This window comes from Nitratireductor thuwali, assembly GCF_036621415.1.
Taxonomy (GTDB): Bacteria; Pseudomonadota; Alphaproteobacteria; order Rhizobiales; family Rhizobiaceae; genus Chelativorans; species Chelativorans thuwali.
Map to the genome: position 1 here is coordinate 1,763,113 of NZ_CP030941.1, position 21,156 is coordinate 1,784,268.

General features: G+C 64.0%; 25 protein-coding genes. 9 read left to right on the forward strand and 16 right to left on the reverse strand.

Going from position 1 to position 21,156, the window contains the following annotated elements; all coding sequences use genetic code 11:
- Positions 1-15 precede the first annotated feature (15 nt).
- From NTH_RS08440 to ruvC, 9 genes are all read right to left on the reverse strand, one after another.
- Complete coding sequence (locus tag NTH_RS08440) at positions 16-1,071, reverse strand: hypothetical protein (protein ID WP_338529604.1); 1,056 nt, start codon at positions 1,069-1,071, stop codon at positions 16-18.
- Between the two features lie 4 nt (positions 1,072-1,075).
- On the reverse strand, positions 1,076-1,525 hold the full coding sequence (gene tolR / locus NTH_RS08445) for a protein TolR (protein ID WP_338529605.1): 450 nt from the start codon (positions 1,523-1,525) through the stop codon (positions 1,076-1,078).
- 11 nt (positions 1,526-1,536) lie between these two features.
- Positions 1,537-2,247: a protein TolQ gene (gene tolQ / locus NTH_RS08450; RefSeq protein WP_338529606.1), complete on the reverse strand. Its 711-nt coding sequence runs from the start codon at positions 2,245-2,247 to the stop codon at positions 1,537-1,539.
- Positions 2,248-2,525: 278 nt separating this feature from the next.
- Positions 2,526-2,996 carry a tol-pal system-associated acyl-CoA thioesterase gene (gene ybgC / locus NTH_RS08455; RefSeq protein WP_338529607.1) on the reverse strand — a complete coding sequence of 157 codons (471 nt, stop codon included), beginning with the start codon at positions 2,994-2,996 and terminating at the stop codon, positions 2,526-2,528.
- A 5-nt stretch (positions 2,997-3,001) separates the two neighbouring features.
- Positions 3,002-4,042, reverse strand: a complete 1,041-nt coding sequence (gene ruvB, locus NTH_RS08460) for a Holliday junction branch migration DNA helicase RuvB (RefSeq protein WP_338529608.1) — start codon at positions 4,040-4,042, stop codon at positions 3,002-3,004.
- On the reverse strand, positions 4,039-4,440 hold the full coding sequence (locus tag NTH_RS08465; RefSeq protein WP_338529609.1) for a PIN domain-containing protein: 402 nt from the start codon (positions 4,438-4,440) through the stop codon (positions 4,039-4,041). Before NTH_RS08465 ends, ruvB begins: the two co-directional genes overlap by 4 nt.
- Positions 4,437-4,721, reverse strand: a complete 285-nt coding sequence (locus tag NTH_RS08470; protein WP_265517700.1) for an AbrB/MazE/SpoVT family DNA-binding domain-containing protein — start codon at positions 4,719-4,721, stop codon at positions 4,437-4,439. The genes NTH_RS08465 and NTH_RS08470 overlap by 4 nt, the downstream gene beginning before the upstream one ends.
- A gap of 81 nt (positions 4,722-4,802) precedes the next feature.
- Entirely contained in the window at positions 4,803-5,423 is a 621-nt protein-coding gene (gene ruvA, locus NTH_RS08475) for a Holliday junction branch migration protein RuvA (RefSeq protein ID WP_338529610.1), read from the reverse strand.
- On the reverse strand, positions 5,420-5,935 hold the full coding sequence (gene ruvC, locus NTH_RS08480; protein ID WP_338529611.1) for a crossover junction endodeoxyribonuclease RuvC: 516 nt from the start codon (positions 5,933-5,935) through the stop codon (positions 5,420-5,422). The genes ruvA and ruvC overlap by 4 nt, the downstream gene beginning before the upstream one ends.
- Positions 5,936-6,049: 114 nt before the next feature.
- Between ruvC and NTH_RS08485 the strand changes: the two genes are divergently transcribed.
- Positions 6,050-6,805 carry a sulfite exporter TauE/SafE family protein gene (locus NTH_RS08485; RefSeq protein WP_338529612.1) on the forward strand — a complete coding sequence of 252 codons (756 nt, stop codon included), beginning with the start codon at positions 6,050-6,052 and terminating at the stop codon, positions 6,803-6,805.
- An 8-nt stretch (positions 6,806-6,813) separates the two neighbouring features.
- On the opposite strand, the gene NTH_RS08490 is transcribed toward NTH_RS08485, so the two are convergent.
- From NTH_RS08490 to NTH_RS08500, 3 genes are all read right to left on the reverse strand, one after another.
- Complete coding sequence (locus tag NTH_RS08490) at positions 6,814-7,344, reverse strand: DUF1465 family protein (RefSeq protein ID WP_338529613.1); 531 nt, start codon at positions 7,342-7,344, stop codon at positions 6,814-6,816.
- Between the two features lie 339 nt (positions 7,345-7,683).
- Positions 7,684-9,327 carry an acyl-CoA synthetase gene (locus tag NTH_RS08495; protein WP_338529614.1) on the reverse strand — a complete coding sequence of 548 codons (1,644 nt, stop codon included), beginning with the start codon at positions 9,325-9,327 and terminating at the stop codon, positions 7,684-7,686.
- A gap of 54 nt (positions 9,328-9,381) precedes the next feature.
- Positions 9,382-10,152: a sulfite exporter TauE/SafE family protein gene (locus NTH_RS08500; protein ID WP_338529615.1), complete on the reverse strand. Its 771-nt coding sequence runs from the start codon at positions 10,150-10,152 to the stop codon at positions 9,382-9,384.
- 213 nt (positions 10,153-10,365) lie between these two features.
- On the opposite strand from NTH_RS08500, the gene NTH_RS08505 reads away from it, so the two are divergent.
- From NTH_RS08505 to NTH_RS08520, 4 genes are all read left to right on the forward strand, one after another.
- Positions 10,366-11,019, forward strand: a complete 654-nt coding sequence (locus NTH_RS08505) for a thiamine phosphate synthase (RefSeq protein ID WP_338529616.1) — start codon at positions 10,366-10,368, stop codon at positions 11,017-11,019.
- The gene (locus NTH_RS08510) at positions 11,019-11,987 is read left to right on the forward strand and encodes a tetratricopeptide repeat protein (protein ID WP_338529617.1); all 969 of its coding nucleotides are present in this window, start codon (positions 11,019-11,021) and stop codon (positions 11,985-11,987) included. The genes NTH_RS08505 and NTH_RS08510 overlap by 1 nt, the downstream gene beginning before the upstream one ends.
- A gap of 88 nt (positions 11,988-12,075) precedes the next feature.
- A complete protein-coding gene (efp, locus tag NTH_RS08515; RefSeq protein WP_338529618.1) occupies positions 12,076-12,639 on the forward strand; it encodes an elongation factor P in 564 nt (187 codons plus the stop codon).
- Positions 12,640-12,823: 184 nt separating this feature from the next.
- Complete coding sequence (locus tag NTH_RS08520) at positions 12,824-13,624, forward strand: inositol monophosphatase family protein (RefSeq protein ID WP_338529619.1); 801 nt, start codon at positions 12,824-12,826, stop codon at positions 13,622-13,624.
- Between the two features lie 6 nt (positions 13,625-13,630).
- On the opposite strand, the gene NTH_RS08525 is transcribed toward NTH_RS08520, so the two are convergent.
- Complete coding sequence (locus NTH_RS08525; RefSeq protein ID WP_338529620.1) at positions 13,631-13,909, reverse strand: hypothetical protein; 279 nt, start codon at positions 13,907-13,909, stop codon at positions 13,631-13,633.
- Positions 13,870-14,550 (reverse strand): NAD-dependent epimerase/dehydratase family protein, encoded by a 681-nt coding sequence (locus NTH_RS08530; protein ID WP_338529621.1) that lies wholly within the window; start codon positions 14,548-14,550, stop codon positions 13,870-13,872. Before NTH_RS08530 ends, NTH_RS08525 begins: the two co-directional genes overlap by 40 nt.
- Positions 14,551-14,677: 127 nt before the next feature.
- On the opposite strand from NTH_RS08530, the gene NTH_RS08535 reads away from it, so the two are divergent.
- Genes NTH_RS08535 through NTH_RS08545 form a run of 3 tightly spaced genes read left to right on the forward strand, consistent with a single transcriptional unit; the run spans position 14,678 to position 18,249 of the window.
- Positions 14,678-15,700 carry a MotA/TolQ/ExbB proton channel family protein gene (locus NTH_RS08535; protein WP_338529622.1) on the forward strand — a complete coding sequence of 341 codons (1,023 nt, stop codon included), beginning with the start codon at positions 14,678-14,680 and terminating at the stop codon, positions 15,698-15,700.
- The gene (locus tag NTH_RS08540; protein ID WP_338529623.1) at positions 15,700-16,731 is read left to right on the forward strand and encodes a peptidoglycan -binding protein; all 1,032 of its coding nucleotides are present in this window, start codon (positions 15,700-15,702) and stop codon (positions 16,729-16,731) included. Before NTH_RS08535 ends, NTH_RS08540 begins: the two co-directional genes overlap by 1 nt.
- A 33-nt stretch (positions 16,732-16,764) precedes the next feature.
- The gene (locus NTH_RS08545) at positions 16,765-18,249 is read left to right on the forward strand and encodes a carboxypeptidase M32 (protein ID WP_338529624.1); all 1,485 of its coding nucleotides are present in this window, start codon (positions 16,765-16,767) and stop codon (positions 18,247-18,249) included.
- A gap of 42 nt (positions 18,250-18,291) precedes the next feature.
- On the opposite strand, the gene NTH_RS08550 is transcribed toward NTH_RS08545, so the two are convergent.
- Together NTH_RS08550 and NTH_RS08555 are read right to left on the reverse strand one after the other, a co-directional pair.
- Positions 18,292-18,762, reverse strand: a complete 471-nt coding sequence (locus tag NTH_RS08550; protein ID WP_338529625.1) for a RidA family protein — start codon at positions 18,760-18,762, stop codon at positions 18,292-18,294.
- A gap of 119 nt (positions 18,763-18,881) precedes the next feature.
- Positions 18,882-20,702, reverse strand: a complete 1,821-nt coding sequence (locus NTH_RS08555) for an ABC transporter transmembrane domain-containing protein (protein ID WP_338529626.1) — start codon at positions 20,700-20,702, stop codon at positions 18,882-18,884.
- 190 nt (positions 20,703-20,892) lie between these two features.
- On the opposite strand from NTH_RS08555, the gene rpmE reads away from it, so the two are divergent.
- The gene (rpmE, locus tag NTH_RS08560) at positions 20,893-21,114 is read left to right on the forward strand and encodes a 50S ribosomal protein L31 (protein ID WP_338529627.1); all 222 of its coding nucleotides are present in this window, start codon (positions 20,893-20,895) and stop codon (positions 21,112-21,114) included.
- The last annotated feature ends 42 nt before the right edge of the window (positions 21,115-21,156 follow it).

A 21,156-nucleotide genomic window follows, 5' to 3' on the forward strand; every position in this document is an offset into this window, starting at 1 on the left:
GATCAGCGTCATGGGTCAGAACATGTCCGTCGGGTCGAAATTGACGATCACGTCGGCCCAGGCGCTGTATTTGTCTGAAGGAAGGTTATAGGGAGCGCATTGCAGAATGGCGCGCCGTGCGGATTCGGCTGCCGCACGCTCGACGCTGGAGCCATTGCCGCCCGCAATGATTTCGGGCCGCCCTTCGATACTGCCGCTGGGATCCAGCTTGAACTTGACCGACACGCGGAGGTTCTCCGCGTCCAGAGCGCCGGCCGGAACGTTCCAGCAGCGCTGGATCTGCCCGCGCAACGCGTCCATTTCGCTCTGGGTAAGCGTTTCGCCCGTCGTCGTCCGCTCACCGCCGAGCGAAGCCTCCTCGCGTGAGCGCTTGGCGCCGCCGCCGGAGGACTTTTCCTTGTTGAGAAGCGCCGCGACCTCGTCGAACAGTTCTTCTTCCTTCTGTTCGCTCCGCTGCGCCTGCTTCGGCGCGGCTTGCTCGGCTTCCTGGCGGTCTGGCGCCTTGGCGATCTTCGGCTGCGGCGGGTTCGGGCGCGACTGCGGAACCGGCGCCGATTGCGGCAGCGTCACATTCTCCTCGACCGGGTTCTCGGCCACCAGCGGCTCCGGCGTCGGCTCGGGAGTGACTTCCTGCCTCGGCTGCGCCTCCGGTTCGCGCTCCGGCTGCGGCGCGGGTTCCGGCTTTGCCTCCGCCTGCTTGATCTCCTCGGCCGGCTTTTCAACCGGCTTGGGCTGCGGCTTGGGCGCGGGCGCCGGCTCGGCGCTCTTTTCCACCGGTTTAGGCTTGGCTTCCGGCGTCGGCGGCGTATCGAGGTCAATATCCGCCTCACCGACCTTCTGCGCGTTCTCCACCGGATCGGGCCGCTCGGTCGGCTTTGGCGTCGGCCGTGGCGCGGGCGGCGCCTGTTTCTCGCCGGCCTGGATCTGGGTCAGCGTGTCGACCGGGACTATATCCACCGGCAACGCTTCGACATCGGCCACCTCATAAGCGCGGGGCGCCGACAGCGATACCAGCCCGACGCCGAGCAACAGCGCATGCAAGGTGACCGATGTGGCGAGACCGGCCTTCATCGGATCAGCTGTCCTGTTCCTGCAGCGTCACGAGACCGAGATTGCGGAACCCGGCCGCCGAAATGCGCGCCATGACCCGCATCACCGTGCCGTAGTCGGCTGCCTTGTCGCCCCGCACATAGATGCGCTCTTCATAGCCTGCCTGCGCGATCGCCTGCAGCTTGGCCACCACCTCGTCGATGGGGATTTCGGTTTCCTGGAGATAGATCTGGCCGTCGCCATTGACGGACACCGTTATCGGTTGGGTTTCCGAATTCAGCGCCCTTGCCTGGGTTTCCGGCAGGTCGATGGGCACACCCACGGTCAGAAGCGGCGCGGCGACCATGAAGATGATGAGCAACACCAGCATCACGTCCACGAAGGGCGTGACGTTGATCTCCGACATGAGCGCATGGCGGCGGCCGCGCCGCCTGCCCCCGTTACCGCCCCTTTGCGAGCCGACAGACATACCCATGCTGTGCGTTCCTAATTTCTGGGCGCGACTTTTTCATCGATTTGCCGCGAGAGTATGGCGGAGAACTCGTCCGCAAAGCCCTCCATGCGCGCGGCCAGCTTGCCCGCATCCGATGACAGCTTGTTGTAAGCGATAACGGCGGGAATGGCGGCCAGAAGGCCCATCGCCGTCGCCAGCAGCGCCTCGGCGATGCCCGGCGCCACAACGGCCAGATTGGTTGATTTCGACCCGGCGATGGCCTGGAACGACGTCATGATGCCCACCACCGTACCGAACAGGCCGATAAAGGGCGCCGACGAGCCGATCGAGGCCAGGAAGCCCAGCTTGCCTTCAAGCCGCTCCATCTCGCGGGCCATGGCGAGATCCATGGCCTTGTCGATGCGCGTCTGCAGCCCGAGCGGCGAGCGGGCGCCCTTCTCGAAGCTCTTCTTCCACTCGCGCATGGCGGCGACGAAGATCGAGCCCATGCCGCTCGTCTTGCGCTCCGAGAGCGAGCGGTAAAGCTCCTCGAGCGACTGTCCCGACCAGAAGACCTGCTCGAACTTGTTGAGCGCCACCCGCATGCGCGCATAGGCGATCAGCTTGTCGACGATGATGGCCCAGGTCCAGATGGATGCAGCCAAAAGCCCGATCATCACCAGCTTGACCACCCATCCTGCCTGCCAGAACAACGCCCAGATCGACAATTCGCTACCGGGCGCGGCGAGCGCTACGCTTTCCATGTATCAACGTCCTTGTAGTATAAGGGCAGCATTTCCGAGTCCCCGCCCGCGTATGTCACACTGTTCATCAGAACTGCGCCTTGCCCCCGCGGGCCTTCATATGCGCCTTTATCCGGTAAATTTTGGTCAAAGGAAGGCGCAGGCAGCCGCAGGTTCCATCGCCATTGTGATGGACTTGCATGGTTAATTATGCGTTACGATGCTGCGTTGCAGCAGGTATTATTTGTCGCGCGGGAAGAGAAGCCAAAGGTCAACCGCCGCCGGCATTGGCCCGCGGCCTATTCGCCTTCCACCATGAAAGCGGTCAGCCATTCCTTCGGAAATCGCCGCGGCTTACCGGAAGACCCGATGATCGCCGCCTCGACGCGCGCCTCCACCAGCACCGACCCGTCACGCAACAGCCTTTGAGCCATGAAGATGCGTGCCCCGGAAACGCGCTCGACGCGCGTCTCCACGGTTATGATGTCGTCTATGCGGGCCGGTTGTCGAAAGTCGATTTCCATGCGGCGCACGACCCAAGCGAGGATTTCCCCATGCTTGCCGTCTGCAAGCTCCGTATGATGCACCCCCGCCAAGCGCAGGAAGTCCGAGCGGCCGCGCTCCAGAAACTCGAGATAACGGGCATGATAGACGACGCCGGTGAAATCCGTGTCGGCGAAGTAGACCCTGGCCTTCAGTCGATGCCCCTCGCCGGTCAGCACGCCCGACAGGCCGGCCTCAAGATCTATATCGTCGCGCTCCGAAGCCAAACCGCCTATTCCTCGCCCTGAAACAGGCTGATCTGCGCCTGCGCCAGCTCCTTCGGCGGCTGTAGGCCCATATGCTTCCAAGCTCTTGCGGCCAGCACCCGTCCGCGCGGCGTGCGCTGGATGAAGCCCTGCTGGATAAGATAGGGCTCGATGATGTCCTCGATGGCGTCGCGCGGCTCCGACAGCGAAGCGGCGATGGTCTCTATGCCGACCGGCCCACCGCCAAAGTTCTCGAGGATCGTCGACAGATAGCGCCGATCGAGCTGGTCCAGCCCCAATGCATCGACCTCCAGCCGCAAAAGTGCCTCGTCCGCCACCTTGCGCGTCACCTCGTCCGCGCCGGCCACGGAAGCGAAATCACGCACCCTGCGCAAAAGCCGGCCGGCGATGCGCGGCGTGCCCCGCGCCCGGCGGGCAATCTCCTCGGCGCCGTCCGGCGACAGTGGCAAACCCAGGATGCGCGCACCGCGGGTGACGATCTGCTGCAGTTCCTCGACCGTGTAGAATTCCAGCCTGACGGGAATGCCGAACCGGTCCCTGAGCGGCGTCGTCAGCAGCCCCAGCCGCGTGGTCGCCGCCACCAGCGTGAATTTGGCAAGGTCGATCTTGACCGAGCGCGCCGCCGGCCCCTCTCCGATGATGAGGTCGAGCTGGTAGTCCTCCATCGCCGGATAAAGGATTTCCTCCACGGCCGGGTTGAGCCGGTGTATCTCGTCGATGAAAAGGACGTCGCGATCCTCGAGATTGGTGAGCAGCGCCGCCAAGTCGCCCGCCTTGGCGATGACCGGCCCTGAGGTGGAGCGGAAGTTTACGCCGAGCTCCCGCGCCATGATCTGCGCCAGCGTCGTCTTGCCGAGCCCCGGCGGTCCTACGAAAAGCACATGGTCGAGCGCCTCGCCGCGCCCGCGCGCGGCCTCCACGAAAACCTTCAGATTGGCGCGCACCGCCCTCTGCCCGACAAAATCGTCCAGCGACTGCGGCCGCATGGTCGCTTCCACGTCCTCGCCGCGCTTGTCGGCCGAGATGAGGCGATCGGCCTCGCTCATGAAAGAAGCTCCATGCCAGGGATGCGAGCGGCTGCCTTGTCAAAGGTGACGGTGTGGGAGCAGCCGCTGGCGCGATAGTGTTCCGCGATAAGCGCATCGGGAAAATCAACCTGCCGGTCGTTCGCCCTCTCCAGTGCAGCCACCACGGCGTCGAAGCTTTCGAAGAGCAGCGTCCTTGTCCTCAACAACTTGCGAACCGTCGCCAATATCTGCTCCTTGGGTTGCCGGTATCGCGAAGCCAGCGACCAGTAGAATTCCAGGAGAACGATCAGGCTGACAAAGCCCGGGCGTTCGACAGTAAGGCTCGTGCCCAATGCAAGCGCCGCGGCGCGTTGCCGCTCGTCGTCATTCAAGACCATGCGAAGCAACACGTTCGTGTCGATACCAACCCGCTTCACGCAGCGTCCTCGCGGCTATCGTCTCCATCCTCGCCAGCAACATGGCGGCCAACGGCCTCGCCCACGGCGGCATCGATTTCTTCGAGACTCGCCGGCCCGCCGGGCGGATCACCTAGGATTCCTGCAAGATCCGCAAACTCCAGATTGCGGGCCGTGCCCACAAGGTGATCGTCGACGATGGTCCACGCAATCGTATCGCCTGGCTTGAGCGCCAGTCTTTCTCTGACATCCTTGGGCAACGTAATCTGGCCTTTCGATGTCAGGGTGACGAAATCGCCCATCGCCTTACTCCTGATGAAATTTCCTACTTTGTAGAAAATAGGGGAAATTTGCCCGAACGGCAAGCAGCTGGCCTTCGCGCATCACGGCGCCAGTTCCTTCAACCCCAGCCGGATCAGCGTCCCTGCATCCGCCCCGTCACCGGCGTTCCGCAAGGCGGCCGCCACCGCGTTGGCCGCGATGTCGCGCGAATAGCCCAGATTGGCCAGCGCCGAAACCGCGTCGGCAACCGGCGCGGGCGCGGAGCCCTCGCCGAGTTCCTGTTTCAGCCCGATCGTGCCCGACGCCTCGCCCGCATAGGCCGGCGCCTTGTTCTTGAGTTCCGTCACGATCCGTTCGGCAACCTTCTTGCCCACGCCCGGCGCGCGCGCCACCATCGCGACATCCTTTAGCGCGATGGCATTGGCAAGTTCCGCCGTGGACAGCGTGGAAAGCACGGCCAGCGCCACCTTGGCGCCCACGCCCGGCACATTGTTCTGAAGCAGCCGGAACCACTCGCGCTCGAGCGGGGTGCGGAAACCATAGAGGCGGATCATGTCCTCGCGCACATAGGTCTCGATATACAGGACGACAGCCGTGCCCTCGCCTTCCAGCGCCGAAAGCGTGCGCGCCGGGCAATAGGCGACATAGCCCACCCCGCCCACATCGACGACGCAATAATCATCGCCGATCTCGTCGACGGTCCCCTTCAGCTTGCCGATCATTTGGCCGCTTCCAGCGCCAGGCGCGAGACGGCGGACTGCCGGTGATGCGCATGGCATATGGCGATGGCGATGGCGTCCGCCGCGTCGTCCGTATCGAACCGCGCCCTCGGCAACAGCACCTTGACCATCATATGGATCTGCTTCTTGTCGCCATGCCCCACCCCTATGACCGATTTCTTGACCGCGTTCGGCGCATATTCCGCCACCAGCAGGCCGGCCCGCGCAGGGACGAGCATGGCTATACCCCGCGCCTGGCCGAGCTTCAGCGTCGCGGCCGCATCCTTGTTAACGAAGGTAGCCTCGACCGCCGCCTCCACCGGCACATATTCGTGCAGGATACCCTCCAGCCCGTCATGGATCTGGCATAGGCGTGTTGCGAGCGCCGCATCGCCGTCCGAACGCACCGTGCCGGCGGCCACGAAGCGAAGCGAATTGCCGAGGGTTTCGATGATGGCCCAGCCGGTGCGCCGAAGGCCCGGATCAATGCCGATGATGCGAATCGCGTTGTTCATGGCACTACCATAGCCGCGCGCAGGCTTATTGCCATCGCTACCGCATCGGCCCGAGGTTTAACGCGAGCCTCCGGCGCGAGCGGCCGGAAAGACCCACGACGGTGCATCACCCGCATGGACTATTTCGACCCAAGCCTGCTGCTCCTTTCCGCGGTCATCGCGATTGCCGGCGTGGCGCGCGGCCTGTCGGGCTTCGGCACGGGCATGATCGTCGTCCCGGTGGCCGCAGCGCTCTACGATCCGGTGACGGCCGTGGTCGTCGTGGTCATTATCGATTCGCTGCCCACGCTCCCGGTCGCCATCCCCGTGTTGAAGATCGTGCGCTGGAAGGAGGTCCTGCCCGTAACCGCAGGGCTGGCGCTGTTCGTGCCGGTGGGGGTATTCATCCTCAAGAACGGCGATCCGACGATGCTGCGCTGGCTCATCTCCGCCGTCATTCTCGCCTGCGCCGGCGCGTTGTGGCGCGGCTGGCGCTATCGCGGGCCGCGCGGCATCCCTGTGTCCTTCGGGGTCGGCGCAACGGCGGGCGTCCTGTCGGGGGTCGCCTCCATACCCGGACCGCCGGCCATTATCTACTGGATGGCGTCCACCTTGCCGGTCGCCATCGTGCGCGCCAATCTTCTGGCGCTGTTCCTGCTCGGCGAGTTCATGTCGATCGGCAATCTGTGGGCGGCGGGACTTTTCGAGCGCGAGCGCGTGGTCATGGGCCTAGTCACGGCACCGATCTATCTTGCCGGCCTTCTGCTGGGATCGAAGCTCTACGGCCTGGCCAGCGACGCCGCCTATCGGCGCTTCACGTTTCTGCTGATCGTGATCGCAGCGCTCACCACGCTGCCGCTGGTCGACAGGATCGCCAACACCTTCGGCTGAACGCCGCCTCAGTTCCCGCCGAACGCGGTTCGCAGAAGCGTGATCTGATCGGAGACGGGATTGGCCGTGAGAGCCAGCTCATCTCTGTCGAACGGAGGGGTGCCGTAGACCTGCTCGTCCATGCGGCGCACGAGCGCCTCCAGCCGGAGCGAACGGCGCACCAGGCTCCGGAACGGCTCGGGCAGCTCGCTCCAGCCCGGGGTGTCTTCGCTGCTGGACACCGTGTCGAGCCTCACTTTGGTTTTCTCGGCGGCAACCTGGTCGCGCGTCATTTCGCCGGAGTTGGCCGCGCGCTGCAGCAACAGCCAGGAGGCAAGCTGCATAAGGCGCGTGGTCAGCCTCATCGATTCGGCTGCGTAGAGCCCGGCGGCCAGGCGCGACAGGGATCTGGCCGCGGCGCGACCCTCGCCGTCGAGATACTCGGCAGCCTCCTCGACCAGCCCCATCCCCTCATCGTATAGGGGCTTGAACGACTGCGAAAAAACCCGGCGCTCGGCGAGCTTCACCATATTGGCGCCGCCCCTGCTCCCATTGACCATGCGTAATCCGCCCCACCAGTTCCTTGCGCTCTGTTCCAGCGCCAACGTCTCATTGTTGCACCCGCCGGTGGCGAGAAAATGCTCTCCTTGAAGATCGAAGGCAAGACCCCTCTTAACAAAAGGTTAACGGCTGATTGGAGGCAATCTTCAACGCAAAAAAAGAGCCGCGATGGCGGCTCTCAGGAGTTTAACAGGGAGGCGTCAAACAGAATGGCTCAGCCACTCGGTAAGCATCCAGATAACTGGATAAACACAGTAAACACCCGTAAAGCTTAACAACGGGTTAACGACCGCACCGGTATTCGTCTAAAAAGCGAAATTCCCGGTGGCCGCCTCCGCCTACATCTCCCTGACCATCTCGCGCAGCCGGAATTTCTGGATCTTGCCCGTCGACGTCTTGGGGATCTCGGCGAAGACCACGTGCCTCGGGCACTTGAACGAGGCGAGCAGTGCCTTGCAATGGGCGATGATCTCCTCCGCCGTCGCCTGCCGGCCCGGCCTGAGCTCGATGAAGGCGACGGGCGTTTCTCCCCATTTGTCGTCCGCCTTGGCCACCACGCCGCAAGCCGCGACGGCGGGGTGCTTGTAGAGCGCGTCCTCCACTTCGATAGAGGAGATATTCTCGCCGCCTGAAATGATGATATCCTTCGAGCGGTCTTTGAGCTGGATGTAGCCGTCCGGGTGCATGACGCCCAGATCGCCGGAATGGAACCAGCCGCCGGCAAAGGCCTCCTCCGTCGCCTTGGGATTCCTGAGATAGCCCTTCATGACGATATTGCCGCGGAACATGACTTCGCCCAGCGTCTCCCCGTCCGCTGGGGTCTCCCGCATCGTCGCCGGATCCATGACCGTCAGACCCTCCAGCGCCGCATAGCGCACGCCCTGGCGCGCTTTGCGCCGGGCCTTCTCCGACCGGTCGAGGCTCTCCCACTCATCCTTCCACTCGTTCACGACCGAAGGACCATAAGTCTCCGTCAGGCCGTAGAGATGGGTGACCTCGAAGCCGGCATCGGCCATCGCCGAAAGCACGGATTCGGGCGGCGGCGCCGCCGCCGTATTGAAGATCACCGTCTGGCCGAACTCCCGCTTTTCGTGGTCGGCGGCATTGAGCAGCGCCGACATGACCACGGGCGCCCCGCAGAGATGCGTGACGCCGTGCTCGGCTATCGCCTCATACATGGCCTTGGCCCGCACCCAGCGCAGGCACACATGCGTGCCCGCCTGCACCGAGACGGTCCAGGGAAAGCACCACCCGTTGCAGTGGAACATCGGCAGCGTCCACAGATAGACCGGCGCCCGTCCCATGCCCGCATGGACGGTGTTGGAATAGCACATCAGCGTCGCGCCGCGATGATGATAGACGACGCCCTTCGGGTTGCCGGTGGTGCCCGAGGTATAGTTCAGCGAGATCGCGTCCCATTCGTCGTCCGGCATCTGCCAGGCGAAATTCTCGTCCCCCTCTGCGACCAGCTCCTCATATTCCAGGCTGCCGATGGCTTCGCCCTTGGGATAGGGAGCATCCTCTGCATATTCGGGATCGTCGTAATCAATCACCAGCGGCTTCACACTGGCGATCCCCAGCGCCTCACTCATGACGCCGGAAAACTCCCTGTCGACGATCACCACCTTGCTTTGGGCGTGGTCGAGTTGGAAAGCGATGATGGCGGCGTCGAGCCGCGTATTGAGCGAATGGAGCACGGCCTTGGTCATCGGCACGCCGTGATGGGCCTCCAGCATGGGCGGCGTGTTGGACAGCATCACCGTCACCGTATCGCCCTTGCCGATGCCGCGCTTGGAAAGCGCCGAGGCAAGCTTCAAGCTCCGTTCCCAGAATTGGCGATAGCTGCGCCGCTGCCGGCCGTGGATGACGGCCGTCCGGTCCGGAAAAGTCGCAGCCGCCCGCTCCAGCAGCACGAGCGGCGTCAGGGGTTGATAATTGGCCGGGTTCCGATCGAGGTCCTGTTCGTAAGGATTGTGCGCCACGCTTACCCTCCCAAGATCTTTTCGCCTTTTAAGCACAAGCGCCGGAAGCCGTCACTAGAACCAAATGCTGACCACGCCGTCATGGATCAGCTTCACCGCGACGATCAGCACCATTGCATACATGAACGGGTAGAAAGTTTGCGGACGCATGCGCTTGATGATCCATACGCCGGCCAGCGTGGCCAGCGGCGCCAGCGGCATCAGGATGAACGAGGCAGTCAGATTGGTCGCGTCGAACTGGCCGAGTGCGAAATAGGGAATGAGCTTCACCGCATTGACCACGGCGAAGAAGATCACGCTCGTCCCGGTGAACAGCTTCGGATCCTGCTTCAACTGCAGCGTATAGACCTGATAGGGCGGGCCTCCGGCATGAGCCACGAAGCTGGTGAAGCCGGCGACCGCGCCCCAGAACGCACCCACCACCCGGTTGTGGCTGCCGATGCGCTCCAGCCCGCCCAGCTTGTCCGTGGCCCAACGCAGAAAGAACAGGAGCGCGATGATACCGACGATCAGCCGCACATGCCCCTCCGTCACCACGGCCGCCGTCCACCAGCCGACGGCGATGCCGAGCATCGCTCCGGGCAGCATGATGGCGAGCGTGCGGCGGTCGAAGACACCGCGCCAGGCCCACAGCGACACCATGTCCATCACGATGAGGATCGGCAATAGGATCGCCGCCGCCTGAACCGGCGACACGATAAAGGCAAGCAGCGGAACGCCCAGCAGCGCCATGGCCCCGCCGAAGCCGCCCTTCGACATTCCAACGAGGACGACGGCGGGAATTGCGGCGGCGTAGAACAAGGGGTCGGTGAGAATGGGCGACATGCTGAACTGGCCGGCTGTGGCATTTGCAGTCAGACGGGAACCGCCTGACCTCCGCATGAAGGCGGAAACAAGAGACAGAGCGGCATAAACGCTTCGGGCCCTTTTGACGAGGGCGCCCGCGCATAAAATGCAATTCGCTTGTTTCCGCGCCCGACATTGGACTATGCCCCAATAGAGCCAAGATCGCCCGTAAATAACGGCCGCAGGAATAACATGACCGAAACACCGACGCCCCAACGCTGCCGCATCGTGCTGATCGCCCCGCCGGACGCCGATCCCGCGCGCCTCGACGCCGCCCTGTCGGCAGGCGATGTCGCATCCCTTCTGATCCCCGACTATGGCATCGACGAAGCCATATTCGAAAGCGTGGCCGAGCGGCTTTGCCGCCTCGCGCAGGAGCATGGCGTGGCCGCCATCGTCGCCGGCTCGCCGCGGGTCGCCACGCGCATACACGCCGACGGGATCCATTTCGAAGGCCCCAAGGATGAGCTGGCGGAACTGGTCTCCAGATACCAGGAGCGCATGGCCGTGGGCGCCGGCGGCGCCAAGAAGCGCGACGAGGCGCTCGAACTCGGCGAAACCCAGCCCGATTACATGTTCTTCGGCCGCTTCGGCTACGACAACAAGGAAGAGCCGCACCCGCGCAATCTTTCGCTCGGCGCCTGGTGGTCGGAGATGATCGAGATACCGGCCGTCGTGCTGGCCGGCTCCACCGTCGCCTCCATCCGCGCCGTCGCCGAAACGGGCGCCGAATTCGTCGCGGTCGGCAACGCGGTGTTCGAGGCCGGCGCCGATCCGGCCGAGCGCCTTGCGGAGGCGAACCGCCTGCTCGATCAGCACGCGCCTCGATGGGAGCAGACCGGCTGATGCGCACTCGTCTGTTCCTGATGCTTGCCGCACTCAGCCTGTGCCAGTCGGTGCCCGCCTCGGCGCAGGACAGAGCCGACCGCGTGCAGACACCTGATACTGGCGATGCTGCTCCCCAGGTCGCCCCGGAACGGTTCGGCGATGTCAAGGATGAAGCCTTCGGTGCCTTTCAACGCGGCTATTATCTCACTGCGCTCGAACTCGCCCGCCCCCGGGCCGAGGCCGGCGACCCGGCCGCCCAGACCTTGATTGCCGAGATCCACGCCCGCGGCCTCGGCGTCCCGCGCGACGCCGACGAGGCTGCGAAATGGTACGCGAAGGCTGCCGAGCAGGGCGTGCCGGAGGCTCAGCTCCAGTATGGCCTGATGCTTCTCGACGGCCGCTTTGTCGAGCAGGATGCCGACAAGGCCCGCACCCTGCTGGCGGCTGCGGCCGAGAGCGGCCATCCCCTGGCTCAGTTCAACTACGCCCAGCTTCTCATGCGCGAGGATGCCGGGCCGCAGGGTGAAGAGGAGGCGGTCGAATTCTATGAAGAGGCGGCCTCGGCCGGCTTGCCGGACGCGCAATACGCCATGGCCCAGATAAAGGCCAATGGCGTCGGCGGCGTCGAGCAGGATCAGGCGGAAGCGCGTCGCTGGCTCGAGCGCGCCGCCAAGCAGAACTACGATACCGCGCAACTCGACCTTGGCACCTGGCTTGTCGATGGCCGTGGCGGCGAGGCCGATCCCGAGGAGGGCTTCGCTTGGCTGAAACGCGCCGCCGAGGGCGGCAATGTCGCCGCGCGCAACCGCCTCGCCAAGCTCTACCGGGCAGGCGTCGGCGTTGAGGCCGATCCCGTCGAAGCCGCCGCATGGTACATCCTGGCCCGCCGCGCCGGGCTGGTGGACCGCGAGATGGAAAGCTTCATGGACGGGCTCACCCAGGATCAGACCAAAGAGGCCCTTGAGCGCGCCAGCCGAATGCGCTGAGCCCGCTCGTCTTGCCTCTCTTGGGATTTTATGGTCTTGGAGGCGCCGACGGGGCACATGCAGCACCCATGCTATCAGGAAAGTCAGAATGAAGATCAACGGCAACGAAATCCGTCCCGGCAACGTCATCGAGCACAATGGCGGCCTGTGGGTGGCGGTGAAGACCAACGCGGTAAAGCCCGGCAAGGGCGGCGCCTACAATCAGGTCGAGCTGAAGAACCTGATCGACGGCACCAAACTCAACGAGCGCTTCCGTGCCGCCGAGACGGTCGAGAAGGTGCGGCTGGAGCAGAAGGACTTCACCTATCTTTACGAGCAGGGCGACGCGCTCGTCTTCATGGATGCCGAAAGCTACGAGCAGCTTGAACTCCAGAAGGATTTCGTCGGCGACCGCGCCGCCTTCCTGCAGGACGGCATGACGGTGACGGTGGAGCTCTACCAGGAAAAGCCCATCGGCATTTCGCTTCCCGACCAGGTCGTGCTTCGCATTGCCGAGGCCGACCCTGTGATCAAGGGCCAGACCGCGACGTCCTCCTACAAACCGGCAACGCTGGAGAACGGCATCCGCGTCATGGTGCCGCCCTTCATCTCCTCGGGCGAGAACATCGTCGTCGACACCAACGAGATCACCTATATCCGCCGCGCCGACTAGGGCCTGTCGGGATTCGGGTTTGGAAGAGGCAGAGAAGTGCTTTTTCGGGGCCGCGCCGAGCGAATCATACATGCAGGCACTCGATCACCGGAAGCGCAGAAAAGTACCGTTTGCAGCCCGTCCAGAACTGAATACCGACAGATCTTAGCGCGCGGACCACTCCAGAGAACAAGGACCGACCCCTATGGCCCGTTCGGCGATCATCAATGTCATGGTTCAGGCCGCTATGAAGGCTGGGCGCTCGCTCGCCCGCGACTTCGGAGAAGTGCAGAACCTGCAGGTTTCGCTGAAAGGCCCCGGCGACTATGTCAGCCAGGCCGACCGCAAGGCCGAGCAGATCGTCCATGACGAGCTCGCCAAGGCCCGCCCCGGCTATTCCTTCCTGATGGAGGAGAGCGGCACGGTAGCGGGGGACGATCCGCAGCACCGCTGGCTCGTCGACCCGCTCGACGGCACCACCAATTTTCTGCACGGCATCCCGCTATTTGCGGTTTCCATCGCCCTCGAACGCCAGGGACAGCTCGTGGCAGGGGTCATCTACAATCCCGCGATGGACGAGCTATATACGGCCGAGCGCGGCGGCGGCGCCTTCCTCAACGACCGGCGCATGCGTGTCGCCGCCCGCAGCCAAATGAGCGATACGGTGATCGGCACCGGCATTCCTCATCTCGGCCGCGGCCATCACGGCCGGGCGCTCCTCGACCTGCGCAATGTCATGGGCGAGACCTCCGGCATCCGCCGCTTGGGCGCGGCAGCCCTCGACATAGCCTATGTCGCGGCTGGCCGACTGGACGGTTTCTGGGAAGACGACCTCAAACCATGGGACACAGCCGCCGGCATCCTGATGGTGCGCGAGGCAGGCGGCTTCGTGACCGACCGCGACGGCAAGCAGAACATGTTCGATACCGGGTCGATCATATGCGGCAATGAAGCCATCCACCGCAGCCTGCTCAAGCTGCTCCAGAAGACTGCCCCGCCCGCCTGAGCGGGTTCAACGCTCCGCGCCGCGCTTCGTCATATATGCCTTTCCGCATGCGGCAATGGCGGCGCGGGCATCCGTCGGCGGCGTCCAGTCGAACGCCCGGCAAAACGCCGCCGTGTCCACCGTCAGGTCGCCCAGAAGCTGCTCCGCCATCCCGCCCTTGCCGGCAAGCCGCAGCCCTGCCGCAAGCAGGCTTGGCGGCGTCGGAACCAGGCGGTGCGGCAAGCCCATGCCGTCGCGCAGCAGATCTAAGATCTCGGCAAGCGACACGCTCTCCCCGTCAGCCACTTCGTAAACGCCCGAACCCTCCCCCGACGCCCGCCTTCGACGGCAGCGGCGATTGCATCGCAAAGGGTCTCGACGGCGCACAGCGTGCGCGCATTGCGCACCGAGGCGAACGGCAGCGGCAGCCCGGAGGCGGCAAGCCGCATCAGCTTCGCCCAATTGCCCGGCGCGTCCGGCCCGTAGACCAGCGGCGGCCTCAGCGCGATACCCGCCCATCCCCCGGCATCGCCGAAACGCCGGACATGCGCCTCGCCGGCCAGCTTCGAACGGGCATAGGGCAACGCCCTGTCCGGCTGCAGCTCGGCCTCCCGTGCCGCGATGCTGCTCATGAAGACTAGCGTCGTCACGCCCGCTGCTTGGCAGCCCTCGGCCAATCGGGCCGTGCCGGCGTCGTTCGCTTCGAAGAAGGCCCGCTCGTCCTCGACCTTGCCGTGCGCTGGCCCCGCCAGATGAACCACCGCATCGACATCCCGCAACGCGCTGCCCCACTCCGTACGTCCATCGATCGAGCCGATGGCGACGCTGTCCGGCACGCCGCCTTGCGAACGCACGGCCAGCCGCAACTGATGGCCCCGCGCGGCCAGATGTCTGGCCGCATGCCTGCCGACAAAGCCGGTTGAACCCGTCAGAAGGATCGTCGCCATGAAATTTTACGTCCTTTTCGGTCATTTTCTTGGCAAGGCGTTGATGCGGTGATTGCTTATTTCAATTTGGTCACAATTGCGTTTAGAGTCACCGCCAAACTCAGGCTAAACCAAATTCGAGGAGTGTATGGCCTTGCTGAGATCGCTTGGGGCAGACCGCCTCGCCACTGACGAGGCCTATGACCCCAGGGGCCTGTCGAGCCCGCAGGTCTTCCTCTATTCGATGCTGGTCTTTCTGGCGATATCGGGCTTCGTCGCCGCCATTCTCTATCGCCAGATTTCCGTCGCCTTTCAGAGCAATCCCGGCCTGAACGGTCTCATCCTCGGTGTTCTCGCCATCGGCATCCTGCTGGCGATGCAGCAGGTCATCCGCCTTTTCCGGGAAGTGCGCTGGGTCAACTCCTTCCGGATGGGATCGGAGGCCACCGAACCTGTTCTCCTGGCGCCGATGAAGGCGCTTCTTAGCCGCTCTTCCACGATGGCGCTGTCGACCAGCTCCATGCGCTCGATCCTTGATTCCATCGCCACCAGGCTGGATGAAAGCCGTGACACGTCGCGCTATCTCATCGGCCTTCTGGTGTTTCTCGGCCTGCTCGGCACCTTCTGGGGCCTGCTTCAGACCATCGGCTCCATCGGCGATACCATCCAGTCGCTCGATCCGGGCGCCGGCACCACCAACGATATCCTAGAATCGCTGAAATCCGGCCTTTCCGCCCCGTTGGCGGGCATGGGCACCGCCTTCTCGTCGTCCTTGTTCGGCCTTTCAGGCTCGCTCATCCTCGGTTTTCTGGACCTTCAGGCCGGCCGCGCACAGAACCGTTTTTACATCGAACTGGAGAACTGGCTGTCGACGGTCACCGATCTCGGCTCGGACCTCACGACCGGTTCCAAGGAAAGCGAGGCCAGCGACGAGCTCAAGGCAATGGCCGAAAAGCTGCGGACGATGCAGGAGGCCGGCGGCGGCTCCAACCCCCGCACCGCCGCCGCCATGGCACAGCTTGCCGAGGGTATTTCAGGCCTGGTCAAGAACATGCGCCAGGAGCAGCAGATGATGCGGGATTGGGTCGAAGCCCAGGCGGGCGAGCAAAAAGCCCTGCGCGAAACGCTTGAAAGCATCGCCACTTCGCTCAAGAAGCGGGAAGGCGGCTGATGGCGCTTGCCCGTTCGCGCCGTCGCCCCGGAGGCGTCGATTACTGGCCCGGCTTCGTCGACGCCATGGCGACGCTGCTGCTCGCCATCATGTTCCTGCTGTCGGTATTCGTGCTGGCGCAGTTCTTCCTCAGCCAGGAGATAAGCGGCAAGGACGCCGTTCTCGACCGCCTCAACGCACAGGTCAACGAACTGACCCAGATGCTCGCGCTCGAGCGCGCCAACACCCAGGATGCCGAGGATGCGCTGGCTGACTTGCAAGCCTCCCTCGAAGAGGCGCGGGCCGAGCGGTCCCGCCTTGAACAATTGCTTTCGTCGGATGCGGGCCGCACCCAGCAGGCGGCGGAGCGCATTGGCGTCCTGACGGATGAGCTTGCCGACGAACGCCAGGTGAGCCAGCGCGCGCTCTCGCAGGTGGAGCTACTCAACCAGCAGATTTCCGCGCTGAGGAAGCAGATCGGTGCCCTGGAAGCAGCTCTCGAAGCGTCTGAGCAGCGCGACGTGGAGTCGCGCACCAAGATCGCCGACCTCGGCCGCCGCCTCAACGTGGCGCTCGCCCAGCGCGTGCAGGAGCTCAACCGCTATCGTTCGGACTTCTTCGGCCGGTTGCGCGAAATCCTGTCCGACCGTGAAAACATTCGCATCGTCGGCGACCGTTTCGTCTTCCAATCCGAAGTTCTCTTCCCCTCCGGCGCCACCGAGATCAACGAGCGCGGCAAGGAAGAGATGCGCAAGCTGGCCGATGCCCTGATCGACCTGCAGCAGGAGATTCCGCCCGAAATCAACTGGGTCCTGCGCGTCGACGGCCATACGGACGATGTGCCTCTTTCCGGCACCGGGCGCTTCCGTGACAACTGGGAGCTTTCCACAGCGCGCGCCACCTCGGTGGTTAAGTTCCTCATCGAGCAGGGCGTGCCGGCAGATCGCCTGGTGGCGGCCGGTTTCGGCGAGTTCCAGCCGCTCGATCCCGCCGACACGCCGGAAGCGCGCGCCAAGAACCGCCGGATCGAGTTGAAGTTGACCGAACGCTAGACCTTTTCACCGTGCTGTTGTTGCGAGAACACCATGTCTTTCCAGAAACTCGATGAACTTGGCCGCAGCCTCGGCGCGCTTGAGCACGCGCTGGCGATCCTCGCGGCGGACGAGGCGACCCAGATGGCCGTGGGCGGCGGCGAGGCCCGCGCCGAAGCCATGTCGGCGCTCGCCGGCATGCATCACCGGCAGACCACCGCGCCGGAAATCGCCGATTGGCTCGATGCCGCGGAAAATGAAACGCTGGAGCCCGACCACGCGGCCGCGGTGCGGGAATTCCGCCGCGAATACACCAACCGGACATGCCTGCCGACCGAATTCGTCGAGCGCCAGATGCGCACCCGCATGCGCTGCGAGCAACTCTGGCGCGACCTGCGCCCAAAGGGCGACTGGACCGGCTTCCTGCCGGCGCTCGAAGGCGTGATCGAGTTCGCGCGCGAGGAGGCGGCGCTGCGGGCCGATGCGACCGGCCTTCCCCCCTACGATGCCATGATGGAGCAGTTCGACCCGGGCAATCGGGTGGCGGAAATCGCCCCGCTCTTCGCCGAACTCAAGTCGTTTCTAGTCGATTTCGTGCCGAATGCGCTGGAAACGCAGCAAAACCGGCTGAAAAAGACACCCCTCCGCCCGCTTTCAGGCGCTTATCCGGTGGAAAAGCAGCGTGAACTGGGCCTGGCGATGATGGCGGCGGTCGGTTTCGACGTCACCCGCGGCAGCCTTTCGGTCTCGCATCACCCCTTCTGCGGCGGCGTCCCGACCGATGTGCGCATCACCACCCGTTACCGCTCCAACGAGTTCCTCTCGGCGCTGATGGGCACGCTGCACGAAACCGGTCATGCCCTTTATGAGCAGAATCTCCCGACGGAATGGGCGCATTGGCCGCTGGGCAAAGCGCGCGGCATGGCCATGCATGAAAGCCAGAGCCTGTTCGTGGAAAAGCAGATCGGCCGCAATCCGGCATTCTGGGAATGGGCTCTGCCGGTGGTGGAAAAACACCTGGGCGAACGGTGGGAAAGGGATGAGATCCTTGCACATGTCCACTATGTTGAGCGCGGGTTGATCCGCGTCGACGCCGATGAAGTCACCTACCCGCTGCATGTCATCCTCCGTTTCGAGATCGAGCAGGAGTTGATCGACGGCAGCCTCGCAGCCAAGGACCTGCCCGAGGCATGGGACGCGCGGATGCGCGACTTCCTCGGCCTTTCCACCATGGACACGCCGCAGGACGGACCGATGCAGGACGTGCACTGGCCTTCCGGCGCTTTCGGCTACTTCCCGTCCTACACGCTGGGCGCCGTCATCGCCGCCCAGCAGTGGGCGGCCATCGAACGGGAAATGCCGGACGTGAACCAACAGATTGCCCGCGGCGACTTTGAGGCGGTCAATGCATGGCGGCGAAAGCACGTCTGGTCGCAGGCCTCGCTCTGGACGACGCCGGAACTGGTCGAGCGCTCGACCGGCGAGCCCTTAAACGTCGCCCGCTTCCGCAGGCACCTCGAAAAGCGCTACGGCGCCTGACCTTTTGCACCTGACCTCGACAGCCGGGTCCCGCGATTGCGGTCAGGGCACGACTGCGATGGCTTCCACTTCGACCAGAACCTCGGATCGGTAAAGGGCACTCACGCCCACCACCGTGCTTGCAGGAGGAATATCCCTACTGAGATAGCGTTCGCGAACATTTCGAAGGTCCTGAAGCATCGATGGCTCGTAGTCCCGGAAATAGACGGTCAGTCGGGCGATCGAGGTAAAATCAGTGCCAGCCTCGGCCAGAACAATCCTCATGTTCTCGAAGATCTGCACGAGTTGTTCCTCGATGGTCTCGCCCGCAATTCCGCCGTCGGCGGTAAGCGGCACCTGTCCCGACAGGACTAGGAGATTGCCGCCTTTGATCTCTATGGCTTGCGAGATGCCTGGTATGCGAACTTCCGCTGGATTGATGGAACGCAGTTCTACGCTAGCGGCATGGACGGGAAACGCGACGAACGGAAGTGAAGCAAGCATAAAGGCGCCCGCAAAATCGGTACGATTCATAAATATCTCCAGTAGTAATAATATAAATATCTTTATAATTTCAGAATTTGGCCACAAGTCTTTCCATTCATCTTGGCAAACAGTACCGTTGCCGTCAAGCCCTCGATCTTGCGGTATTCCTACTCCGCCGCGCCTTTGAACACATCCGCGCCAGCCTCGAATTGCAGGCTGGCCAGGCGCGCATAGGCGCCGCCGCGCGCCACGAGTTCGGCGTGATTGCCCTGCTCGATGATGCGCCCGTCATCGAGGACCAATATCCGGTCCGCCTTCAATACTGTGGCAAGGCGATGTGCGATGACGATGGTGGTGCGGCCCTTCATCAGTTCCTCAAGCGCCTGCTGAACCAGCGTCTCGCTTTCCGAATCGAGAGCCGAAGTCGCTTCGTCGAGGAGCAGGATAGGCGCATCCCGCAGGATCGCCCGGGCGATGGCCACGCGCTGGCGCTGCCCGCCCGAGAGTGTGATCCCGCGCTCGCCGACGGCCGTATCGTACCCCTCGTCCAGTTGCTGGATGAACTCGTGTGCATGAGCAGCCTTGGCGGCGGCGGCGATCTCGTCACGCGAAGCGCCAGGCCGGCCGAAAGCGATGTTTTCGGCGACGCTGGAGGCGAAGATGGTGACATCCTGCGGCACGATGGCCATGCGCCGGCGAACCGCAGCCGGGTCGGCCTCCCGCACATCGACCCCGTCGACCAAGATTGCCCCCCGGATCGGATCGTAAAAGCGCAGAAGCAGCGAGAACACCGTACTCTTGCCCGCGCCCGAAGGCCCCACGATCGCCACGGTCTCGCCCGGCTCGACGTCGAAGGAGAGCTTATGCAGGGCAGAGCGTTCCGGCCGCGCCGGGTAGGCGAACTCGACATTGCGGAACGACACCGCGCCCATCGCCGGCTCCGGCAGCGCCTTCGGGTTCACCGGCCTAGTGATGGCGGCGTGCTCGTCGATGAGTTCCCCCATGCGCTCGGCGCCGCCCGCCGCCTGCGACAGTTCGCCCCAGACTTCCGAAAGCGCGCCAAGCGCGCCGGCGGCCAGTACGGCGTAGAGCAGAAACTGGCCGAGCGTGCCCGGCGTCATCGTTCCAGCCAGCACCTGGTGCGATCCGAACCACAACACCCCGACCACTGAGGCGAACGTCGTGAAGATGGCGAAGAACGTCAGGATCGAACGCGCCAGGATGGATTGGCGCGCCGCCTGGAAAGCCTGCTCCACGGCCTCCCCGAAGCGCCGGGCGACGCTTTCCTCGCTGGTGAAAGCCTGCAGCACCCGCACCGCGCCGATCTGCTCGCCGGCAAAGGCGGATGCTTCGGCCAGCGTATCCTGTGCATGGCGCGAACGCCGCCGCACTGAGCGCCCGAAGGCCACGAGCGGCAGAACGATCAATGGGATGGCCACGACCACGAGCGCCGAGAGGCTGGGGCTGGTGATCACCATCATGACCACCGCGCCGAGCCCCATCAGCGTATTGCGCAGGGCAACCGACGCGGTGGCTCCGACCGCCGACTTGATCTGCGTCGCGTCTGCCGTGAGCCGCGAAACGATCTCGCCCGACTGGGCCTTGTCGAAGAAGGCGGGTGAAAGACACGTGACATGCTCGAAGACGTCGCGCCTGAGATCAGCCACCACCCGCTCGCCGAGTGTGATGACGAAATAGTACCGGCAGGCCGAAGCCAGCGCGAGCACGGCCGCCACCACGACAAGCATTGAAAAATAATTGGCGATGAATGTCCCGTCGGACTGGGAAAAGCCATGATCGATCATGCGCCGCACCGCCAGGGGCAGGGTCAGCGTGGCTCCGGCCGCCAAAAGCAGGGAGATGCAGGCGCCGACGACGAGCCGCGGGTAGCGCCGCACATAGGGTGCAAGACGCGTGAGCGGCCCGAGCGATCGCCGTCTGTCCGTCTCCGGCGCCGCCTTCATTTCCGCGCCCCCCTTTTTCAGCATCCACTCATTCCTTCCGGCGCGACGAAGAATCGAGGCCCGGCGCACTTGTGTCTGTACTGCGCCTGATGTATAGGCACGCCAACCTTTTGAAAGCCGTAGCCTTCATCGGCCGCTGCTTCAAGTTTTGAGCGTGAGCGACATTGCCGCAGCGCTGCTCATCTGAACAACCGCAGAGATTCAGGACAGAACGATGAAAGCCGACATTCATCCCGACTATCACACGATCAAGATCGTCATGACTGACGGCACCGAATACGAGACCCGCTCGACCTGGGGCAAGGAAGGCGACACGATGCATCTCGACATCGATCCCACCACGCACCCGGCCTGGACCGGCGGTCAGCAGACCCTGATGGACCGCGGCGGCCGCGTCTCGCGCTTCAAGAAGCGCTACGAGGGCCTCGGCGTTTAAGAAGCTCTGTGATCATGATTGCGAAAAGCCCGGGTCCGCCCC

Excerpts from the sequence above, each read along its gene's own strand:
- NTH_RS08440 (WP_338529604.1), bottom strand. The coding sequence starts at position 1,071 with ATGAAGGCCGGTCTCGCCACATCGGTCACCTTGCATGCGCTGTTGCTC.
- tolR (WP_338529605.1), bottom strand. The coding sequence starts at position 1,525 with ATGGGTATGTCTGTCGGCTCGCAAAGGGGCGGTAACGGGGGCAGGCGG.
- tolQ (WP_338529606.1), bottom strand. The coding sequence starts at position 2,247 with ATGGAAAGCGTAGCGCTCGCCGCGCCCGGTAGCGAATTGTCGATCTGG.
- ruvB (WP_338529608.1), bottom strand. The coding sequence starts at position 4,042 with ATGAGCGAGGCCGATCGCCTCATCTCGGCCGACAAGCGCGGCGAGGAC.
- NTH_RS08470 (WP_265517700.1), bottom strand. The coding sequence starts at position 4,721 with ATGGGCGATTTCGTCACCCTGACATCGAAAGGCCAGATTACGTTGCCC.
- ruvA (WP_338529610.1), bottom strand. The coding sequence starts at position 5,423 with ATGATCGGCAAGCTGAAGGGGACCGTCGACGAGATCGGCGATGATTAT.
- ruvC (WP_338529611.1), bottom strand. The coding sequence starts at position 5,935 with ATGAACAACGCGATTCGCATCATCGGCATTGATCCGGGCCTTCGGCGC.
- NTH_RS08485 (WP_338529612.1), top strand. The coding sequence starts at position 6,050 with ATGGACTATTTCGACCCAAGCCTGCTGCTCCTTTCCGCGGTCATCGCG.
- NTH_RS08490 (WP_338529613.1), bottom strand. The coding sequence starts at position 7,344 with ATGGTCAATGGGAGCAGGGGCGGCGCCAATATGGTGAAGCTCGCCGAG.
- NTH_RS08500 (WP_338529615.1), bottom strand. The coding sequence starts at position 10,152 with ATGTCGCCCATTCTCACCGACCCCTTGTTCTACGCCGCCGCAATTCCC.
- NTH_RS08505 (WP_338529616.1), top strand. The coding sequence starts at position 10,366 with ATGACCGAAACACCGACGCCCCAACGCTGCCGCATCGTGCTGATCGCC.
- NTH_RS08510 (WP_338529617.1), top strand. The coding sequence starts at position 11,019 with ATGCGCACTCGTCTGTTCCTGATGCTTGCCGCACTCAGCCTGTGCCAG.
- efp (WP_338529618.1), top strand. The coding sequence starts at position 12,076 with ATGAAGATCAACGGCAACGAAATCCGTCCCGGCAACGTCATCGAGCAC.
- NTH_RS08520 (WP_338529619.1), top strand. The coding sequence starts at position 12,824 with ATGGCCCGTTCGGCGATCATCAATGTCATGGTTCAGGCCGCTATGAAG.
- NTH_RS08530 (WP_338529621.1), bottom strand. The coding sequence starts at position 14,550 with ATGGCGACGATCCTTCTGACGGGTTCAACCGGCTTTGTCGGCAGGCAT.
- NTH_RS08535 (WP_338529622.1), top strand. The coding sequence starts at position 14,678 with ATGGCCTTGCTGAGATCGCTTGGGGCAGACCGCCTCGCCACTGACGAG.
- NTH_RS08540 (WP_338529623.1), top strand. The coding sequence starts at position 15,700 with ATGGCGCTTGCCCGTTCGCGCCGTCGCCCCGGAGGCGTCGATTACTGG.
- NTH_RS08545 (WP_338529624.1), top strand. The coding sequence starts at position 16,765 with ATGTCTTTCCAGAAACTCGATGAACTTGGCCGCAGCCTCGGCGCGCTT.
- NTH_RS08550 (WP_338529625.1), bottom strand. The coding sequence starts at position 18,762 with ATGAATCGTACCGATTTTGCGGGCGCCTTTATGCTTGCTTCACTTCCG.
- NTH_RS08555 (WP_338529626.1), bottom strand. The coding sequence starts at position 20,702 with ATGCTGAAAAAGGGGGGCGCGGAAATGAAGGCGGCGCCGGAGACGGAC.
- rpmE (WP_338529627.1), top strand. The coding sequence starts at position 20,893 with ATGAAAGCCGACATTCATCCCGACTATCACACGATCAAGATCGTCATG.